The sequence below is a fragment of the Grimontia marina genome, from assembly GCF_900060185.1.
In the GTDB taxonomy this organism is placed as follows: domain Bacteria; phylum Pseudomonadota; class Gammaproteobacteria; order Enterobacterales; family Vibrionaceae; genus Enterovibrio; species Enterovibrio marinus.
Map to the genome: position 1 here is coordinate 55386 of NZ_FIZY01000007.1, position 17416 is coordinate 72801.

General features: G+C 52.3%; 9 protein-coding genes and 1 pseudogene. 9 read left to right on the top strand and 1 reads right to left on the bottom strand.

Annotated elements, in window-relative coordinates; genetic code table 11:
- The first annotated feature begins 4 nt into the window (after positions 1-4).
- The 7 genes from GMA8713_RS05530 to GMA8713_RS05560 all read left to right on the top strand — a co-directional run bounded on the left by GMA8713_RS05530 (position 5) and on the right by GMA8713_RS05560 (position 12944).
- Positions 5-1444 (top strand): phage tail tip fiber protein, encoded by a 1440-nt coding sequence (locus GMA8713_RS05530; RefSeq protein WP_157515494.1) that lies wholly within the window; start codon positions 5-7, stop codon positions 1442-1444.
- Positions 1445-1452: 8 nt separating this feature from the next.
- Positions 1453-1857 (top strand): hypothetical protein, encoded by a 405-nt coding sequence (locus tag GMA8713_RS05535; RefSeq protein ID WP_062706644.1) that lies wholly within the window; start codon positions 1453-1455, stop codon positions 1855-1857.
- A 7-nt stretch (positions 1858-1864) separates the two neighbouring features.
- Positions 1865-2527 (top strand): hypothetical protein, encoded by a 663-nt coding sequence (locus GMA8713_RS05540; RefSeq protein ID WP_062706646.1) that lies wholly within the window; start codon positions 1865-1867, stop codon positions 2525-2527.
- An 8-nt stretch (positions 2528-2535) separates the two neighbouring features.
- On the top strand, positions 2536-2901 hold the full coding sequence (locus GMA8713_RS05545) for a hypothetical protein (RefSeq protein ID WP_232314368.1): 366 nt from the start codon (positions 2536-2538) through the stop codon (positions 2899-2901).
- An 11-nt stretch (positions 2902-2912) separates the two neighbouring features.
- Positions 2913-3152, top strand: a complete 240-nt coding sequence (locus GMA8713_RS05550; RefSeq protein WP_062706650.1) for a hypothetical protein — start codon at positions 2913-2915, stop codon at positions 3150-3152.
- 9 nt (positions 3153-3161) lie between these two features.
- Positions 3162-4511: a hypothetical protein gene (locus tag GMA8713_RS05555; RefSeq protein ID WP_062706652.1), complete on the top strand. Its 1350-nt coding sequence runs from the start codon at positions 3162-3164 to the stop codon at positions 4509-4511.
- Positions 4512-4625: 114 nt separating this feature from the next.
- Positions 4626-12944, top strand: coding sequence for a PLxRFG domain-containing protein (locus GMA8713_RS05560; RefSeq protein ID WP_062706654.1), 8319 nt, complete (start codon positions 4626-4628; stop codon positions 12942-12944).
- A 261-nt stretch (positions 12945-13205) separates the two neighbouring features.
- On the opposite strand, the gene GMA8713_RS05565 is transcribed toward GMA8713_RS05560, so the two are convergent.
- The gene (locus GMA8713_RS05565) at positions 13206-15557 is read right to left on the bottom strand and encodes an FG-GAP repeat protein (RefSeq protein WP_062706656.1); all 2352 of its coding nucleotides are present in this window, start codon (positions 15555-15557) and stop codon (positions 13206-13208) included.
- Positions 15558-16434: 877 nt separating this feature from the next.
- Between GMA8713_RS05565 and GMA8713_RS05570 the strand changes: the two genes are divergently transcribed.
- Positions 16435-16641 (top strand): hypothetical protein, encoded by a 207-nt coding sequence (locus tag GMA8713_RS05570; protein ID WP_062706659.1) that lies wholly within the window; start codon positions 16435-16437, stop codon positions 16639-16641.
- Between the two features lie 293 nt (positions 16642-16934).
- Positions 16935-17096, top strand: a pseudogene (locus GMA8713_RS28740) (IS4 family transposase); the annotation flags it as partial.
- Positions 17097-17416: the final 320 nt, after the last annotated feature.

Consider the following 17416-nt stretch of genomic DNA (forward strand, 5'->3'; position numbering starts at 1 on the left):
CGGGGTGCGGGGCGGGCGCCGTCAGGAGGCGATACGAGAAAACGTCGAGAAGCTGACAGGGCAACGGGGGAATGGTCTGGACAGGGCCGTCACCGTCCGTGAACTGCAGGCACTGGGGCTCGTGACGGTGTTCCGAGCCCATGATGGCAAGGTCGTCCCCAAACCCATCCCGCCGGTGGGCACGGGCAATACGAACGCACAGCGCCCATCACCGCCACAGGGTTTCAAGGGAGCCGGCGGCTTCGGCGCAATACTGCTGGAATGGAAGCCACCCGGGTACCCCGGCCATGCACACACTGAAATTTGGCGCCATGACAAAGACACCTTATCGGACGCCACCCAGATAGCCACGACGCCGGCCACCGTCTTTAACGATATCGTGTCGCCGGGTTCGACGTATTTTTATTGGATCCGCCATGTGAATGTGAATGATATTGCGGGTCCTTACAATGGGACCAATGGGTTAGAGGTTTCCACCAGTCAGGACATCAGCGAAGTTATCGATGAGATAGGTGAGCAGATGGAGAACTCACAGCTCATCCAGGCGCTACAGGAAGATGTTGATGGTGCGCATGAGAAGTTTGACGACATGTGGGCGGTCAAGGCGCAAGCCGGTGATATTCGAGCTGGGATAGGCATTTTGGCGAACGCTGACGGTGTCAGCCAGGTCGCCATTTCCGCGAGTCAGGTGTTTGTCTTTGACCCCAATGATGCAAACCAAGGGCTGGCGCCATTGCTGGCTATCGACCAGGGCAACGTCATTATTCCCAAAGCCCTAATTGAAACGGCCACCATCCAAATCCTCAATGCCCAACACATTGTCGCGGATGAGGTGAGAGCCAGTATTTCGATCACCTCTCCAACCCTCACCTCTGCGGTTATCAATGGCGCTGAAATCAATGTCGGGAGCGGTGGCCCTTACAATGGATACCACACCCGCATCACGGAGAATGGCGTTATCTATACCGATTATTTGGTCGCGTCTGGCGGGCGCCTCAATAACATCATCATTGAGCAGGACTGCACCGTCAAAGGCACCATCTATGCCAATCAAATCATTGGCGATGTGGTCAAACCGCACGTCTATACCAATGGCGCAAGACGACAAAGCCAGCACTCGGCGGGCTCCGTGTGGAGCAACATCTTCAGCATCACCATCCCGGCAGCGCCTTTTCCCCGCCTGCTGATTGTTCCCGAGATTCGCTTTGATTCCGGGGGCTATGGTCAGCCCTATGTCAGGTATTACATCAACAACGGATTGGTGTTGAATGAGATGAGCAGGATCATCGGTTCGGGTACCGCCTCTATTCCAATAAAGGCGTACAACCTGCCCATGAATACTACCGTAACGTTCCGTATGGATGGCTATTTCATTAACTTTTCCGGCTCAGCGTACCTCTCATTTCCTGCTCAAAGCTTGCTGTTTATGTCGTTTAAATCCTAGGCGCGAGGATGGAAAACCGCTTTAGCCAGGCAGACTGGGCGTCGTATCGCGACAGGTTGCTGCCCATCATCCGGCAAACCGCCACACGGAACGGACACGACCACACACAGGACATTGACCATGCCCTTTTAGCCAAGAGGGCATTTTTGTTTCTGTGCCCGGATGGCTTTGTGGTGCTGACTCTGCGGGGGAAGAAAAAGGCGCGGCGGTTGCTCGTCCTGTTTGCATATGGGTGGGGAGAGGATTTAATCACACGCTACCAACCCCAAATCGATGACATGGCAAGGCGTGCAAAGGCGCAGAAGGTGGAGTTATACACCGCCGTGTCGGGCTTGGCGCCGTTACTGGCGCAACAAGGTTATATCCGTTCCCAAACGAAAGGGCGGGTAGGTCATTGGACAAAAACATTGTGAGGTAAAAATGGGCGGTGGTGATGACAACAAGGTTGAGGAAACCGAATACGAAAAGGCATCGGCAGACATTGCCAACAAGTATTGGGATATCTACCAAAAAGACCTCAAACAATATGAAGATGTGTTTATCCAACGCGTCGATAACCTCAACAGCGATTCGAACATGGCGAATGTGAAAGCTGATACTGATTTGGCTTACAACAGCGCGTTTAGCGAGAACCGGGATGCCACGGCAAAACATCTCACCGCATCTGGTATCAATCCTTCAAGCAAGAAATTTGGCAGTGCCATGGCAGACCTTTCTACTGCTCAGGCAACTCACCAGGCTGACACGGTCAACAGGGCGCAAGCCGCCGGGCAGGATGCGCATATTGCCGGCTTGTCCGATGTGGTGGCGATGGGCTTGGGGGAGCAGGCAGAAGCCTTGCAGCGTTCGACGGACGTGGCCCGGATGAGTCTCAGGGAAGCCCAGCAGGATGCGCAGGTGGACTTCAACCGCCGGTCGGGCAACTTACAAACGGCAGGTGCTGTTGCCGGGATTGGGCTCAGAAGTGCCCAGCAGTTTGTTGGTCGCGGGACAGGCTCGTCCAACCTGATTGATGGCTCCAGTACCTCGCGGCAGGGCCGTTATGATCCGAACTTCAACCCTGACGGGGCGATGCATGCGTAAGGAGAGTGATGATGGGTATAGCCTCTGATACCTACGCGGAAATTACCCGCAATATGTACGATGACTGGCTCAACCGGTTCTACCCCAAACAGGTCGAATTGCTCCAGAAGTCCCAAAGCGGCCAACTGCTGAACGAACAGTTGGCACGGGTAGACAGCAATGCCAACGATGCCGGTGCGTCTGCCAGGCTCTCTGAAGCGAACAAGATGGCGAGATACGGTTTAACCCCCGAGGGTGACGCGCACCGCAACGCCAAGCTCTCATTGGCAACGGTCGCGGCGAAAAACGGCCTCAGAGACCATGAGCGTGACCGCTCCATGCAAACCTTGGCGGGGGCGGGGTATGCCGTGAAACAAAATGCGTCGGCGCAATAGAGGAGAGCACGATGGGGTATAGCCTGAGAAATGTGGCCAGCAAAACAAAAGGCATGGCACTCAATGGCCTTCGGGATGCGGCCATGATGGAGAAAGACAGAGAAGCGGCCAACGAAAGCATCGAGCAGGCCGAGAAACAGCAGACCATGAACAGCACGGTCAGCGGTGCCTCTCTGGGGTTTATGATTGGTGGGCCCATTGGGGCGGGGATTGGTGCCGTCGGTGGGTTTGTGCTTGGCGAGCTGTTTTAAGAGGTGATCATGGGAAAGTTAGATACCCGCGGGTTCATGGATACGGCGCTACGTTCATTTGATGTGGCTGACCGTTATTTCACCCGTCAGGAAGACAGGGAATACCAACGGCTTCGGGATGCGAAACACGATGAGCGTTTTGACCAGCAAATGGCCCTGAGACATGCACAAGACCAGCGTGCCCAACAAGCTCACGAAGACAAATACGGTGTGGACGGTGAGGGCGGCTGGCTCGCTGTGCAGCGCCAGCGTGAGGGGGAGTTGCACGAAAAGAACCTATCCTTGCGGGAGGCGCAAATCGCCAATACAAAATCCGGTCAACGCCGCAGTGACTATCTGTTCCAGCAAGATAAAAGAAAAGCCTATATCCAAGAAAATGCGCCGCTACTTGAAACGGCATGGCAGCGCTACCAAAAAACCGGTGATATTGATGAGGTGTTTGAGAGCGAACACATTAAAGGGGGCGTTTACGATCCCCGTCGCTGGTTCGATGAGGAGTTGGACGGTGCAGCAGGCACGTTAGAGCAGAGAATTCCTCTGGTGATGAAAGGTGAAATCGGATTGGATGATCAGGAACTCAACACCGCATTGTCCGTGTTTTATCGCTCAAACCTTATCGCATCCGTCGGACAGACTGACCCGAAAACAGGCAAGGTCATCAAAGATGTTCAGTGGGGTGGTGCGACGTTTTCCCGTGATATCAATCCTGATATGGCAGGCGATCAGCCGGGTCTGGTGGTACATGCCAGCATGCAGTACGAAGGCGAAGATGGCAGGCACATGCGTCCTATCACGGAAGGTCGTTCGACCGACCCCGGCGACAAGGTGAAGGTCATTCCGCTGGACGCTGTGATGCAGGATATCACCGGTCAGTTGAAGATGAGGCGTCAGGCACAGCTTTCACCCGCTTACCAATCTTTGTTCCGGGGTAAGGAAACCAAAGCGCAGGCTGTCGAACAAAAGGCGATGGAGAAGGAATACCGCTCCGCCGTCCTTGAATTGGAAAAAGAGCGTCGCAAGACCAAACGTGAGTCACTCGAACAGACGCCAGAAGCTTTTGATCTCATTGATAAGGAGTTTGATGAGCAGCGGACATTCCTCGACACGATGTATAAGAAAGGTCAACTTCCTCGCCAATCATCGCCCGCCGATGCTTACGAGCAATGGGCTGCAGACGATCCTAACAAGCAAGGCTTTCTGAATGCGCTCAAAGAAAGGGGGCAGGATTTCACGCAGTTTGATGTACAGACACTCGAACGCGCGTATACCAATGAGGTTAATAAGCAGAAAGCCGCTAATGCGGAAGCGATAGCGGGGAAAATACGCACGGAGAACGCCAAACGTTATGCCAGTCGATAAGTAACCGTCTGTCCAAAAGCGGGTGAGAACACGCCCATAATATCGAACCTATCACGATGAGAGCCGCTGCCCGAAAGGGTAGCGGTTTTTTTCTGCCTTTGTGTTGGAGACACCATGAAAAATGACCCTTTCAGTGAACATCAAAAAGCGACATTAAGTGCTGCGACTGACATGACCTTTATGCTATCTGATGACTTTGATTTGAGTGCTTTTGCCCCAGAGCGAGACCTAGAAGTCACGGGCGGTGATGCTGCAAAAGCGCTGGCGATTGGAGCGATGGGCGCAGTTGAAGGAGGAGCCGAAACATATCGACAAGGCCAGGGGTACCTAGGTGAGAAGGCCCGTGAAATGGGTGTGCCTGAGGAACTGGTTGAAGCGGCAAACTATACGCCTCAAGGCTTAATGGTCAATTACATTGCGAAAGCCGGTGAGCTGGTTTCGGATGCTAAAGAGTGGGTAACCGAGACGCTGACGGAAGACGGCAAGCAGGCGCTGAACACTCTGCCGGTCACCGAGACGCCAGAGGGTGACTGGAAGCTATCGACTGACCCCGCCGTGTGGTCAATGCAACTGGCGCAGGGGATCGGGTATATGGTCCCGACCGTTGCAACGGCGATTTCAACGGGCGGCCTGTCATCGGGAGCAGCTATCCAGTCTCTTACAAACCTCGCTATCCGTTCAGGTGCTAAGCCAGAACTGGCCGCCAAAGCTGCACGCCTTGCTCATGCCTCACTGAGTAAGTCTCCAACTGCTACCGTCGCTATGGGCTCTGATGTTGGCTCGCAAGGGAACCAGGCAAAAGAATCGATTTTAAATGCCGACTTGTCTCAACTTGCCAAAAGTGAGGTATTCCAAGAGGCCTTTCTGACGGTTGATGAAGATCCTAAGTTTACTCATCTCAGTGATATAGAAAAGCTGGAAGAGGCGAGAAAGCGTACAGCGGACAGAGCATCTCGAGCAACCATGACGGACCCACTGACGTTAGGCTCCAGTGTGGCAGCGACCTTAGTCGGTGACTTACCGTTGGCGAGCACATTGATGCAGGGTACAGGCAAAGGGCTGGTGAAGAGCATTGCTGCGGGAGCAGCGCGCGAAGCGCCAACCGAAGCGGCCCAAGGTGGCGTGCAGCAATACGTATCGAATAAAGTCTCCAATGAGTTCGCCGGTACCGAGGTGGATCTGATGGATGGCGTTGCGCTTTCTGCGGTGAACGAAGGTGCTATCGGCGGTGCTGTGGGCGCGACGATGGGGGCGGGAGGCGCTTACCGTGGTGGTGACGCGCTACAAGACGACAAGCAAACTGACCATGTTGAAGGTGGGGAGCCGTCACAACCTACACAGGGTGTGGATGATTCACAGACTGCGCCACAGCATGGAATGCCTGAATCTGTGGCGGACAGCTCCGAGCTTTCGCCAAAAAGTTCTAAAGAGGGACAGGAAGCTGTTGGCCAAAAAGTCGATACGCAAGACGCATTAAAACAAAAGCTAGTTTCCTCTCGACAAGCTCTTCGTAAACGACGCGTGCTCAGTGATCCGCAGGACTATGCAGTGCAAACGCTGAAACTGGCGTACGCCATGGACCAAGAGCAAGCAGACATGTTGGTTGATCGTTTAGAGCAAGGCGACCACAGCGCAGAAGCTGAGCTTTACGCATTAGCCGATCGTGCCAGTGAGTTGGATTTGGATGCGTCTGGCCTGCAACAGTTGTTTGACCAGGCTGTGAGCCAACGAAATGCAGCCGGTCAGCGAAAAGCCTCTAACACTGAGCGCTACATTCAGGCGCTAGAACAAGGACGGGAGCAAGTGCTCAATGCTAAGCACTCTCCACCGACATATAAGCCTTACCATTCGCCTGAGGATCCGCGAATAGCTCAATGGGAAGCGGAAGAAGCGGCAAAGGACGCACGCCAATTCGATCCAGACATGGCACGTGCTGAGCTACTGAAACGGGAAGCAGAGGCAGAGCGCTCGGTCAAAGGTGGCATTACCGAGCCTGAGATGGGTGGTGTAACCCGCCCATTCCAGCATGAACAGGAACGTCAGGCTGCAGAGCAACAACGAACAGAACAGCAAGCGCAACGTGAACAGGGCCAAAAACCGATTTCTGATTTCACTGACACAGTGAAGAAAACCAAATCTATGCGTAAGCGCCTCAAGCAGCGAATGGCGAAAGCTAACCCACAATTAGCGGAAGCGTTGCTCGAATCACTGCGCCATGCGCCAGAACGTATCGCCGCGTTTGAGGCAGAAGCCGAGCGCCGAAAAGCCTATGAAGAATCGTTGCCTGAAAACCGTGAGCGTCGAGCACAGGCGGAAGCGCTGTTCAACCCGAAGAGTCACGAGGCGGTCACCGTACCGGACTTTGAGCGTCATGCCGTTGCTCAGGTGATTAACGAACTGCGTGAGCGTGGTGAGAAAATCATTGCTGGGCTGCCGGAAGAGGAACAGACCACTGCACGTGAAGACCTGAACAAGGCACAAGCGTTTGTAACAACCCGCCTTCGCATGATGATGGACGAAGCCAAGGCCAACCGCACCAAGACGCTGAAAGACTTTACGCCACGTTATCAGCCCAAGCCGCAACAGCAACCTGAGGTTGAAGAGGAAGCCGACGCGGAGCAAGTGGCGAAGACCGACAGCACCGATGACGAGGCCACTGGCAAACAAAGTACCGAGACTGAACACACACCTCAAGAAAAGCGAGCGCCAGCGCAACAAGAGTCATCCACAGAAACGGTGGAAAAGGCTGAGGACAACCCGTCGGATAAAACGCCAGAGGCCACACCGGCTAAGGAGAAAGAAGAAAAAGCGGTCGCTTCAGAACGCATCGAGGATGTCGGTGAGAAGATTGGTGGTGCCCGCAAAGATATCTGGCAGGCGTATTCAAGCAGTCTCGAAGGCAAGGACAGTGAGGACATTAAAGTGCTGCCACTGTCCAAGGTCTGGCCTCAACCGAATTACACGAGCCTGTTGAAAGCCGGGGTATCTTCTGAGGCGCTGAGCCTGTTCCGGGCTATCCGCGATATTGTCCCCGCCAAACCCCGCGCCAGCTACAAGGTCACCCGGTGGGCCACACAAGTGAGTATGCTCCGTGATATCGGGATGACAGTGATTGATGGTGCGTTACCGGTGGATGACGCTATTGCCCGGCTGAGTTCAAGCTCGGTACGCGGTACCTTGGGCCTTTCTGGTAAAGCGGCGCTTTATGAAGCCATGGGCCATGACCAGAGTCTGTCTGATTTTGAGGTGTCATCCGGTGCTTACTCGCTGTTTGAAGGCACACGCTATGACCCGCCAAAAACGATATGGACGGTGACGCGCAAAGCGAAAGGGGGCCTTTATGGCAACTGGCCGAGAGTGATGGCCAGTGGTGGCACGCAGACAGAAGCTATCGAGCGTTTCAAAACTCATTTTGCCGAACTGAAACAGGGGCCGACGCCTAAGAAAAACACCTCGTTTGACCTCTACACCAAAGCCGGGGAAGCGGGCTTTTTTATCGGTAAGAAGGTGGGCCGCACCTACATCGACTTAGCCGGGCCGATTGAAAAGCTGGCCGAGGCGAGGGCGATGCTTACAGACCAGCATGACGTGCTGGCTGAGAAGTTAGCGGGCGCAAAATATACGCCACCGCCCCGGCGCGACACTAACCAGCCCAGAGTCGGCGAGGACTTACGTCAGGGCGGGGATGTGACGGCCGAAGACTTTGCCAAGACGTTCGGTTTCCGGGGCGTGGAGTTCGGGAACTGGGTCGAGCAAACCAAGCGACAGCGTATGGTCAATGATGCGTTTGATGGCCTGATGGATTTGGCGGCGGTCTTGGGCATTCCGCCCAAGGCCATTTCCTTAAACGGCGAGCTGGGACTGGCGTTTGGGGCGAGAGGAGCTGGCGGGCGAAATCCGGCAGCCGCGCATTATGAGCCGGGACGTGTGGTCATCAACCTCACCAAAAATAATGGGGCAGGCTCGTTGGGCCATGAGTGGTGGCACGCACTCGATAATTACTTTGGCAAGATGAACCTTGGTATCGAGCGAGGACAGGGTGCTGCGACCTATTTGACGAGAGACGCTGACCATCCCTCCGCCGTTGCAGGCGTGCGGCAAGAAATGCGGGATGCCTTTGAAGGCGTGATGAAAGCAATACAGGGCACTGAGCTGTATCAGCGCTCCCGCCAACTCGATAACAAACGGACGAAAGACTATTGGTCTACCCATATTGAAATGAGTGCCCGAAGCTTTGAGTCCTACCTCATTGGCAAACTGGCCGACCAGAACGCCAGCAATGATTTTCTGGCTAACATCCTCAGTCAGGAGGCGTGGGCTGGCCGCGCCGTGGATAAAAACACCGCTGAGGCCTATCCCTATCCGACAGACAAAGAGGGGGCTGTCATTCGCCGTGCCTTTGACCGGCTGTTCAACAGTATCGAGTCTGAGGAGACGGGAAAGGGTCATGTCAGGCTCTACTCCCGTGAAGGTGTCACGTCAGGCTATCAACCCAAAAAAGGCTTACCGGTAAAGCACGTTGAGCTTGGTGTGAAGCAATGGCTGAAAGACTACAAGGGCGGGGCTGGCGTCAAAGTGCGCGTGGTGAACACCCAGAAAGACGCCGAGACGCTGCTGGGTCAGTCATTCCCCGATGCGACAGTTCACGCCTTCTATCATGACCGCAGCGCCTCCGTCATCGTGGTGGCTGACAACATGCCTGATATGAAGACGCTACGCCAAAAGCTTCGCCATGAGGTGTTGGTACACCACGGGCTGAAATCCGTGGTCGGGGACAGCGAGTACCAGAAAATTCTGGTGCGGGTGTTTTCAGGCCGCCAATCCAAACACCTCAAGGGGCTTTGGGAGCAGGTATTGAAAAATTACGCCGACCAGGATGCTGTCACGCAGGTTGAAGAAGTGTTGGCGCATGCGGCCGAGCTTGAAAGAAATACCCTTCAGCAATGGTGGGATCGCGTGATAGAGGCGATAGCCCATGCGCTACGAAAAGTGGGCCTGATGAAGCCGGGGGACATGACGCAGGCGGAAATGAACAACATTGTTCAAACCCTGATTGACCGGGTGAAATCGGTCAACCATTGGGATCCGGACAGCGCGCCAGAGGACGGTGAGAAGGCAGGGACGGGCACATCAAAGCTGTCTACTGCGAAATTCAGCCGGGTTCCTGCTGATTCGAAGGTCGTTCATGGTAAGGCACTGACGGGGTCTACGGTTAAAGACCTCCGTCTAAAGGCAAAATCAAAGAGCTTTATCCATGTCGGTCAAGAGGTTGTCAATGACGATAGCGGTTTAGTCATTACGATAAGTAAAGCAGGGATTAAGCATACATTGTCAAAGGCACAGCCTGATCTTATCTCCAGTGTCCCTTATCTGAATGAACTTATCCGACTTGCGACATATCTGGGTAGTCAACCTGACCGCAAAGATAACCTCAATGTAAAAGCACACCATTATTTCGGTGTGAAGTTTGGGCTTGAAGGTCGTGTGAAAGATGTTGTGATAGATGCAAGGGAGATGCCTGACGGGAAGTTTTACTACGACCACTCATTCGAACGAGATGAGTCAGCTTCCGGTGGCAACAGTTCGGGGCCGCGCCTACACACCCAAGGACCCATATACCCAGAAGTGGGAGCGAAAGCTGATAGTAAGAAAATAACACCGGATACCGACGATGTGAAGTTTTCCAAAACCCAGAGCATGACGTTTGATGAGGCCATTCAGAAAGTGGGTCAAGGCGAAACGGTACAGGTACGGTTTAAATCCGCGCTTAGTGCAATAGGCATGGCAGTGAAAGGTGTTGCCGGTGGCCGCCTTGGTCTGGGGGCTGTCTCCCTTCGCCAGTTGGCTGATCTGTCTAAAGACACCTTGCCCATGGTCAAAACCTATGTGGATACCGTTCACCGCATGCTGACACGCCGTAACCAGATGGCGTTTGAGTCTGCTGAGATCGCCCAGCATATTCGCAAGTGGGCCGCGAAAAACAAAGACGCGGCCGATCAGATGTTTGGCCTCGCTCACGATGCGACAGTTGAAGGCGTAGACCCGGACAAGCCTTTTGTCTCTGCTGAGGAAGCGATTCAGCGCCGCATTGAATATTTGGAGAATGTTAACGAAGGCAGTCATAAGACCAAAGCCCAGATGGACGAGATACGCGAGCTTCGTCGTGACCTTCAAAATGAGCCGCGCCGTCGTGCGCAACACGCGCGCTTAAAGACACAATTTGACGCATTGCCTGAGCAGGCGAAAGCGCATTACCGCGAAATGCGCGACAACTACAAGCAACGCCACAACGAGTATAAGCAGCTCCTTGAGCAGCAAATCATGAACGCTGAGATTGATGGCCGTGTGAAGAAAAAACGCATCGCTGAACTGCGCTCCATGTTCGATCTGCAGGAAGTGAACGCGCCATACTTTCCGCTCGCGCGTTTTGGCGATTACTGGTTATCCGCCATGGATGAGAGCGGGGAACAACGCTACATGATGTTTGATAGCGAAGCCGAGCAACGCGCCATGGCAAAGCGTCTGCGTGAGAAAGGCTTTGAGGTATCAACCGGCTATAAAATGGAAGGCAACCCGGCCATCAATGGTGCCAGCCTGTCTTTTGTCACCGATTTGATGAACAAGATTGATGACACCTCGCTAAATGTTCTCAAAAAAGACGAAATCAAAGACTCTATTTATCAAATGTACCTGCAGGCACTGCCGTCCCGCTCGATGCGAAAGCAATTCATTCACCGTAAAAAGGTAAAGGGATGGAGTAATGATGCGCTGCGGGCTATGGCATCCAACATGATGAAAGGCGCGTATCAGCTTGCTCGCATGGAGTATTCAGACGAGCTCACCAAGCAGGCTGCGGAAGCGAAAAAGGCCGCTACCATTTCCGGCAACAACCAGGCAGGCCGTTACGCGGAAGAGCTCATGAAGCGGCATGAATGGGTGATGAACCCGACACACTCAAAAGCCGCGCAGATGATAACTTCTGTGGGTTTTGTCTGGATGTTGGGGGTGTCTCCCGCTGCTGCGGCCATTAACACGACGCAGAACTTTGTTGTCGCCCTCCCAATCCTTGGCAGTAAATTCGGTGCAGGTAAAGCGTCGAGCATGCTGATGACAACGATGAAGGAATTCGTTACTGGCAAAGGCAGTATTAAAGGCAAGCTGACCAAATATGACGAGAAAGACGCCTATCAGCAGTGGGTAGACATGGGCTTGATTGATGCGACCAATGCGAATGACCTTGCAGGGATGGCCGAGGCGGAGAACTGGCAATATAACGAGCACTATGAAAAGGCGATGAACATGGTCAGTGCCTTGTTCCATAAAGCCGAAGTGTTCAATCGTGAAACGACGGCGATGGCCGCTTATCGCCTGGCGCGTAAGAAAGGCATGAGCCATGATGGCGCGGTGAGAGAGGCGGCTGACATAACCTGGGACGCACACTTTGACTACACCAACGCCAACCGCGCGCGTTACATGCAGTCGCCGTCCATGAAGGTTATTACCCAGTTCAAACAGTACAGCCAGAACATGACTTACTTCCTTGCTAGAAATGCATATCTGTCCTTTAAGGGGTTGGACCCAGAAGTAAAAGCTATGGCGCGCAAGCAGCTCATTGGCTCGTTGGGGATGACCACATTACTCGGTGGTGTGAGTGCGTTACCACTGAGTGCCCTCTATGCCTTGGCGAACACCTTTAAAGGTGACGAGGATGAGCCGTGGGATGCTGAAACCGAATTCAAGGGGTATGTTGCTGACGTCTTCGGAAAAGACCTGTCAGACCTCATCCTGCATGGCGTTGGCGGGGAAGGGTTGTCGTCACGTATCTCGCTCGATGGGCTGTGGTTGCGCGACGCTAACCGGGATGTGGAAGGGCAAGACCTTTGGACACATTACGCGCAACAGGTCGCTGGGCCTGTGCTGGGCGGCGTGGTGATGGGCGCTCTGCGGGGGACGCAAGACATCGCTGATGGGCATACATGGCGGGGGGTTGAGAAGATTGTGCCTAAATTCGTCCGTGACCCGATGAAGGCGGTGCGTTATGCGGAAGAAGGTGCGTTGACTTACCGGGGCGATGCGTACAAAGAGAAAGATGACTTTACAGGCCTGCAATTGCTTATGCAGTCCTTCGGCTTTTCTGACCATGCGTTGCTCAAACAGTACCAGCTCAACAATGCCATCAAGGGCTATGAGAAACACATCGTTGACCGCCGCAGAGACTTGATGACAGCGTATTGGTTGGGTCTTAAGCAATCCGATACAGCTTTGATGCTGGAAACCCAGAAAAACATAGCGAGGTTCAACCGCAAGAACCCCCGCATCCCTATCAAAACGGCAGACCTGAGACGCTCGGTAAAAGCGCGTCAGCGCTATGCGAGTAAGAACGAACGGGGCATTCAGGTGAACGACAAATTGCGGTACTTGAATGAGGCGTGAGTTGGTAGCGTCGCGAGTGCCATTTCTAAACAGTTTTTGGACAATTCCGACTTAGCTTTTGTGCTCTCCATCGACCAATTCTTAGCGCTATTTACGCAAAGTGACGCACCCACTTTGTTGTTTTAGCGCAATGTTGGCTGAGCCCACAAAAAGAAACCGACCCATTAGGATAGATATGGACGCGCCCGATTCACAGATTTCACCTTCTCGGTTTGGTGCAACACCGTGTTTGGGCGCGTCCATTGTTGCTACTGGTATAGACTAGAAGACATACACCGCGCCGGTATCACCTCCACCTCCAATGTTTCCGTCACCGTTAATGCCAGTGGCACCGGAATCTTCATAGCGAGCCCCCACCGCGAGGGTGTTGCCATTCCCTGCCACCGATACCGAGCGGCCAAAATAATAGTCACCTGTATGGGTATTATACTTGGCCTTGATGTAGGCCTCCTGCGACCATTTGTTAAAGTCAAAGCGGTACACATACGCAGCGCCTCTATTAGAAGGTGCATCATCATTGTTCCCGTCACCGTTAATGCCGGTGTCAGTGGACCTTTCACTGCGAGCCCCCACCGCGAGGGTGTTGCCATTCGATGACAAAGATACCGAGTAGCCAAAATAGTCACTTGCCCCGGCATTCGAGGCCTTGATGAAGGCCTCCTCCGACCAACGGCCACTGGCAAAGCGGTACACATACACCGCGCCGGAAGCATTTTCCCCGGTAGCGTTAGTGAGATCGGCATTGGAATCTTCCCCATAAGCACCCACCGCGAGGGCGTTGCCATTCGATGACAAAGATACCGAGTGGCCAAAATAGTCACTTGCCCCGGTATTCGAGGCCTTGATGAAGGCCTCCTCCGACCAATTGTTACTGTCAAAGCGGTACACATACACCGCGCCGGAATCAGTTTCCCCGGTATCGTTAGAGCCATCGGCATTGGAATCTTCTGCATAAGCCCCCACCGCAAGGGTGTTGCCATTCGATGACAAAGATACCGCCCAGCCAAAATAGTCACTTGCCCCGGCATTCGAGGCCTTGATGAAGGCCTCCTCCGACCAATTGTTACTGTCAAAGCGGTACACATACACCGCGCCGGAATTATCAGCCCCGGTAGCGCTAGAGCCATCGGCATTGGAATCTTCTGCATAAGCCCCCACCGCGAGGGTGTTGCCATCCCCTGACACCGTTACCGCCCAGCCAAAATAGTCACCTGCCCCGGTATTCGAGGCCTTGATGAAGGCCTCCTCCGACCAACGGCCACTGGCAAAGCGGTACACATACACCGCGCCGGAATTATCAGCCCCGGTAGCGCTAGAGCCATCGGCATTGGAATCTTCATAGCGAGTCCCCACCGCGAGGGTGTTGCCATTCGATGACAGTGATACCGACGTGCCAAATTGGTCACCTGCCCCGGCATTCGAGGCCTTGATGATGGCCTCCTCCGACCAACGGCCACTGGCAAAGCGGTACACATACACCGCGCCGGAATTACTTTCCCCGGTAGCGTTAGTGAGATCGGCATTGGAATCTTCTGCAATACCCCCCACCGCGAGGGTGTTGCCATCCTCTGACACCGATACCGCCCAGCCAAATTGGTCACTCGTCGAGGGATCCGAGGCCTTGATGTAGGTTATCAATGTTGTCAGGTCTGATGATGTTAAGGATTCGTAACCAGACGGTGTTTTGTCCGTGCTGTTTTCGGCTAGCACAAAAAATTCAGCCAAATGATTTTTCAGTGGGCCCAAACTCAGAGTAAGCGTTGTGTCAGTCGTTTCGCCCAGCTTTTCACAGTCATCATCGAGTGCATCATTTTTTCTGCACAAGGTATATCCCGTCGCATGCTCGGCGCTATCCCAGGTAAAGGTGACAGGATGATAGCCATTTGAGAGCGCACCCACCTCTAGCGATAAATTCGTTGCACCAGGTGCGGGAGAGAGGGCTTGCTTACCAGACGCTGTTTTGCCCGTACCGTTAGAGGCCAATACAAAATAATTAGCCAGTTCGTCCAAATTTAGATTGGCAGTAAGCGAGGTATTGTTCGCTTCGGTTTCTAATAGAAATTGACAGTCATCGTCTTCTGATCCGTCTTCTCTGCACAAGGTATAGTGCGTCGCATACTCGGCGCTATCCCAGCTAAAGGTGACAGGGTAAAAACGAGAACTATCGTTGAACGCACCCACCTGTGGCGTCGCTAAAACCGGCATCTCTGGTTTGGGAATAGATACGGCTATCTCAGTAGACGCCGTTGAGCCTGAACTGTTTTTGGCCAATACAAAATAGTCAGCCGGCGTGTCCAAACTCAGAGGCAGAGTCAGCGATGTAAGGGCCGTCGTTTCGCCCACCATTGCACAGTTATCGTCTTGTGATGCATCTTTTCTACACAGGAAATAGCCCGCCGCATTCGTGGCGCTACTCCAACTGAAGGTGACAGGATAAGCATCACCTGTGAGCGCCCCCACCGTCGGTTGTGCTAAAACCGGTGCGCCCGGTAAAGGGAGACTATTCGCGTCCCCCGGTACGGAGGCCGACGTATTACCGTCATCCCCCCCACAAGCGGTGAGTCCAAGTGAAAATACCGGCACCACCCATATCGCTTTCTTGAAGAAATACATCCTATGTCCTCGATAAATTACGTCTAATGGTTGTGAAGCGTGTTAAGTCCATCAGCACACCCACAAATCGGGTGCGCGTAAAATTTCGTATCGAAAAATAAGCTAGAAGAGATTGAGGAGAATTCAACGATGAGAATATTGATTCACAAATAAGACTGAGACATTGTGGAAATCAGATTAATTGTTAAAGCAGACAGTTACTGAGAGAAATCTGGTGAAATACAGAAAGAAAGTTTCACAGTTGAGACACGCCACTCCTTTAAAGAATGCGGCGCACTTCAACATAATTGGTTTGGTTTGGTTTGGTTTGGTTTGGTTTGGTTTGGTTTGGTTTGGTTTGGTTTGGTTTGGTTTTGTTTTTCTTTTTTCCGCGCCATGACGGACTCAGTGACACTGGCTTTGGGGCAGAAGCGTGCTGAAGCTGCCAGCTGCTGAGAACTTCCAGAGGTACACAGAGTAACGAAAGGGCATTGAGTATGACTTATGCCACGGCTTTTACGCTCAGTATGTATCCGGTTTTATCGGAATTAATTGAAAGTGTGGCTGTGTTGATACGCAAAAAATTATTGATAAAAATAAGTGAGTTATCTTATTTGAGAATACTTTGACAAGTGTATTAACGGTTCCTTTATTTGATTTGAATGAAAGACTGGACATTTTAATCAGTGTCTAACATTAACATACTGTTAATTGTCATCTTTTGTATGCATTAACTGACATTGAACTTCTTATTGAACTGTATGAATAAAAGTTGGGGCTATTGTCCGATAATTTAAAAGGTTGAGTAAGTCTAATTGAAGAGCAGTACCAGCTATTGATGTGCCATTGTCGCGTTGTCTAGTGTTAACGTAATAATTCAAAAAATGGAACGAAGGTCATGGCTAGGGATAGGGTTGGTGTAAAAAAAATAGAGCTACCCAGAGCGGATGTAGACGACTTAATCATTGAACTGAGTGCGTTACTGGATTTGATGTTAGTGGAAGGGACGGAGCTTTCAGATGACACGAAGATATGGGTTCGACAGACCATATTGAAGTTAGTGGCTTTGCTGAAGGTGAATGAAGATCCGAACATCAAAGAGTAACTCATGGGCCAGCGTTAGGCGAGTAAGAACGAACGCGGTGTACAATTAAACGACAAATTGCGGTACTTGAATGAGGCGGTGAGTTGGTAGCGTCGCAAATCCCGTTTCTAAATAATGAGAAGGACGCGCGCCGTACCTTTTGATCTAATGAATTTCGCCAAAAACCAAATTCCACCAAGAGGAATTACCGATGCACGATATTCAGATACTACAAGAGACGCTAACCAATCAGTGTCCCACTATTAATAAAAAAACGACTTCAATTTCTGCTACTTGCGACTGAGTTTGTACTCGATGGCCGTGCAGTGACTTTGTATGAACAAGCCTTTGAATATAAGCAATATAATTCACCAACATCCCATCAGCGCTTTCTCGATAAGCTTCAAGATATTCTCCCACAAGGCGCTACGCCCATTGTGATATCTGATGCGGGATTCCGGAACACCTGGTTTCGCTTTAATTTTATTTTTATCTGCTCAATCACGGACTAAGACGAAGCAAGGCTTGAAAAATAAAGGGCCAAGTTATTGGCTAGCTACGAAATTGACAATGCGATCAAAGACCAGCAAAAGGTTTATACCGAAGAAATCAGCGCTCTTTATGATTTACTGGTAGTTCGGAAAGATGTGTCGGAAGAGACCTTAGCTTGGATGCGAGTCACATTACTCAAGTTTCTAAGTGACTACATGAGACTGAGAAAGAAAGAGGAAGTAGAGGTCAAGGATTGTTGATGAACACAAGATACTTCTGTAGTACTCGTGCCTGTAATTACTAT

Excerpts from the sequence above, each read along its gene's own strand:
- GMA8713_RS05535 (WP_062706644.1), top strand. The coding sequence starts at position 1,453 with ATGGAAAACCGCTTTAGCCAGGCAGACTGGGCGTCGTATCGCGACAGG.
- GMA8713_RS05540 (WP_062706646.1), top strand. The coding sequence starts at position 1,865 with ATGGGCGGTGGTGATGACAACAAGGTTGAGGAAACCGAATACGAAAAG.
- GMA8713_RS05545 (WP_232314368.1), top strand. The coding sequence starts at position 2,536 with ATGATGGGTATAGCCTCTGATACCTACGCGGAAATTACCCGCAATATG.
- GMA8713_RS05550 (WP_062706650.1), top strand. The coding sequence starts at position 2,913 with ATGGGGTATAGCCTGAGAAATGTGGCCAGCAAAACAAAAGGCATGGCA.
- GMA8713_RS05555 (WP_062706652.1), top strand. The coding sequence starts at position 3,162 with ATGGGAAAGTTAGATACCCGCGGGTTCATGGATACGGCGCTACGTTCA.
- GMA8713_RS05560 (WP_062706654.1), top strand. The coding sequence starts at position 4,626 with ATGAAAAATGACCCTTTCAGTGAACATCAAAAAGCGACATTAAGTGCT.
- GMA8713_RS05565 (WP_062706656.1), bottom strand. The coding sequence starts at position 15,557 with ATGTATTTCTTCAAGAAAGCGATATGGGTGGTGCCGGTATTTTCACTT.
- GMA8713_RS05570 (WP_062706659.1), top strand. The coding sequence starts at position 16,435 with ATGGCTAGGGATAGGGTTGGTGTAAAAAAAATAGAGCTACCCAGAGCG.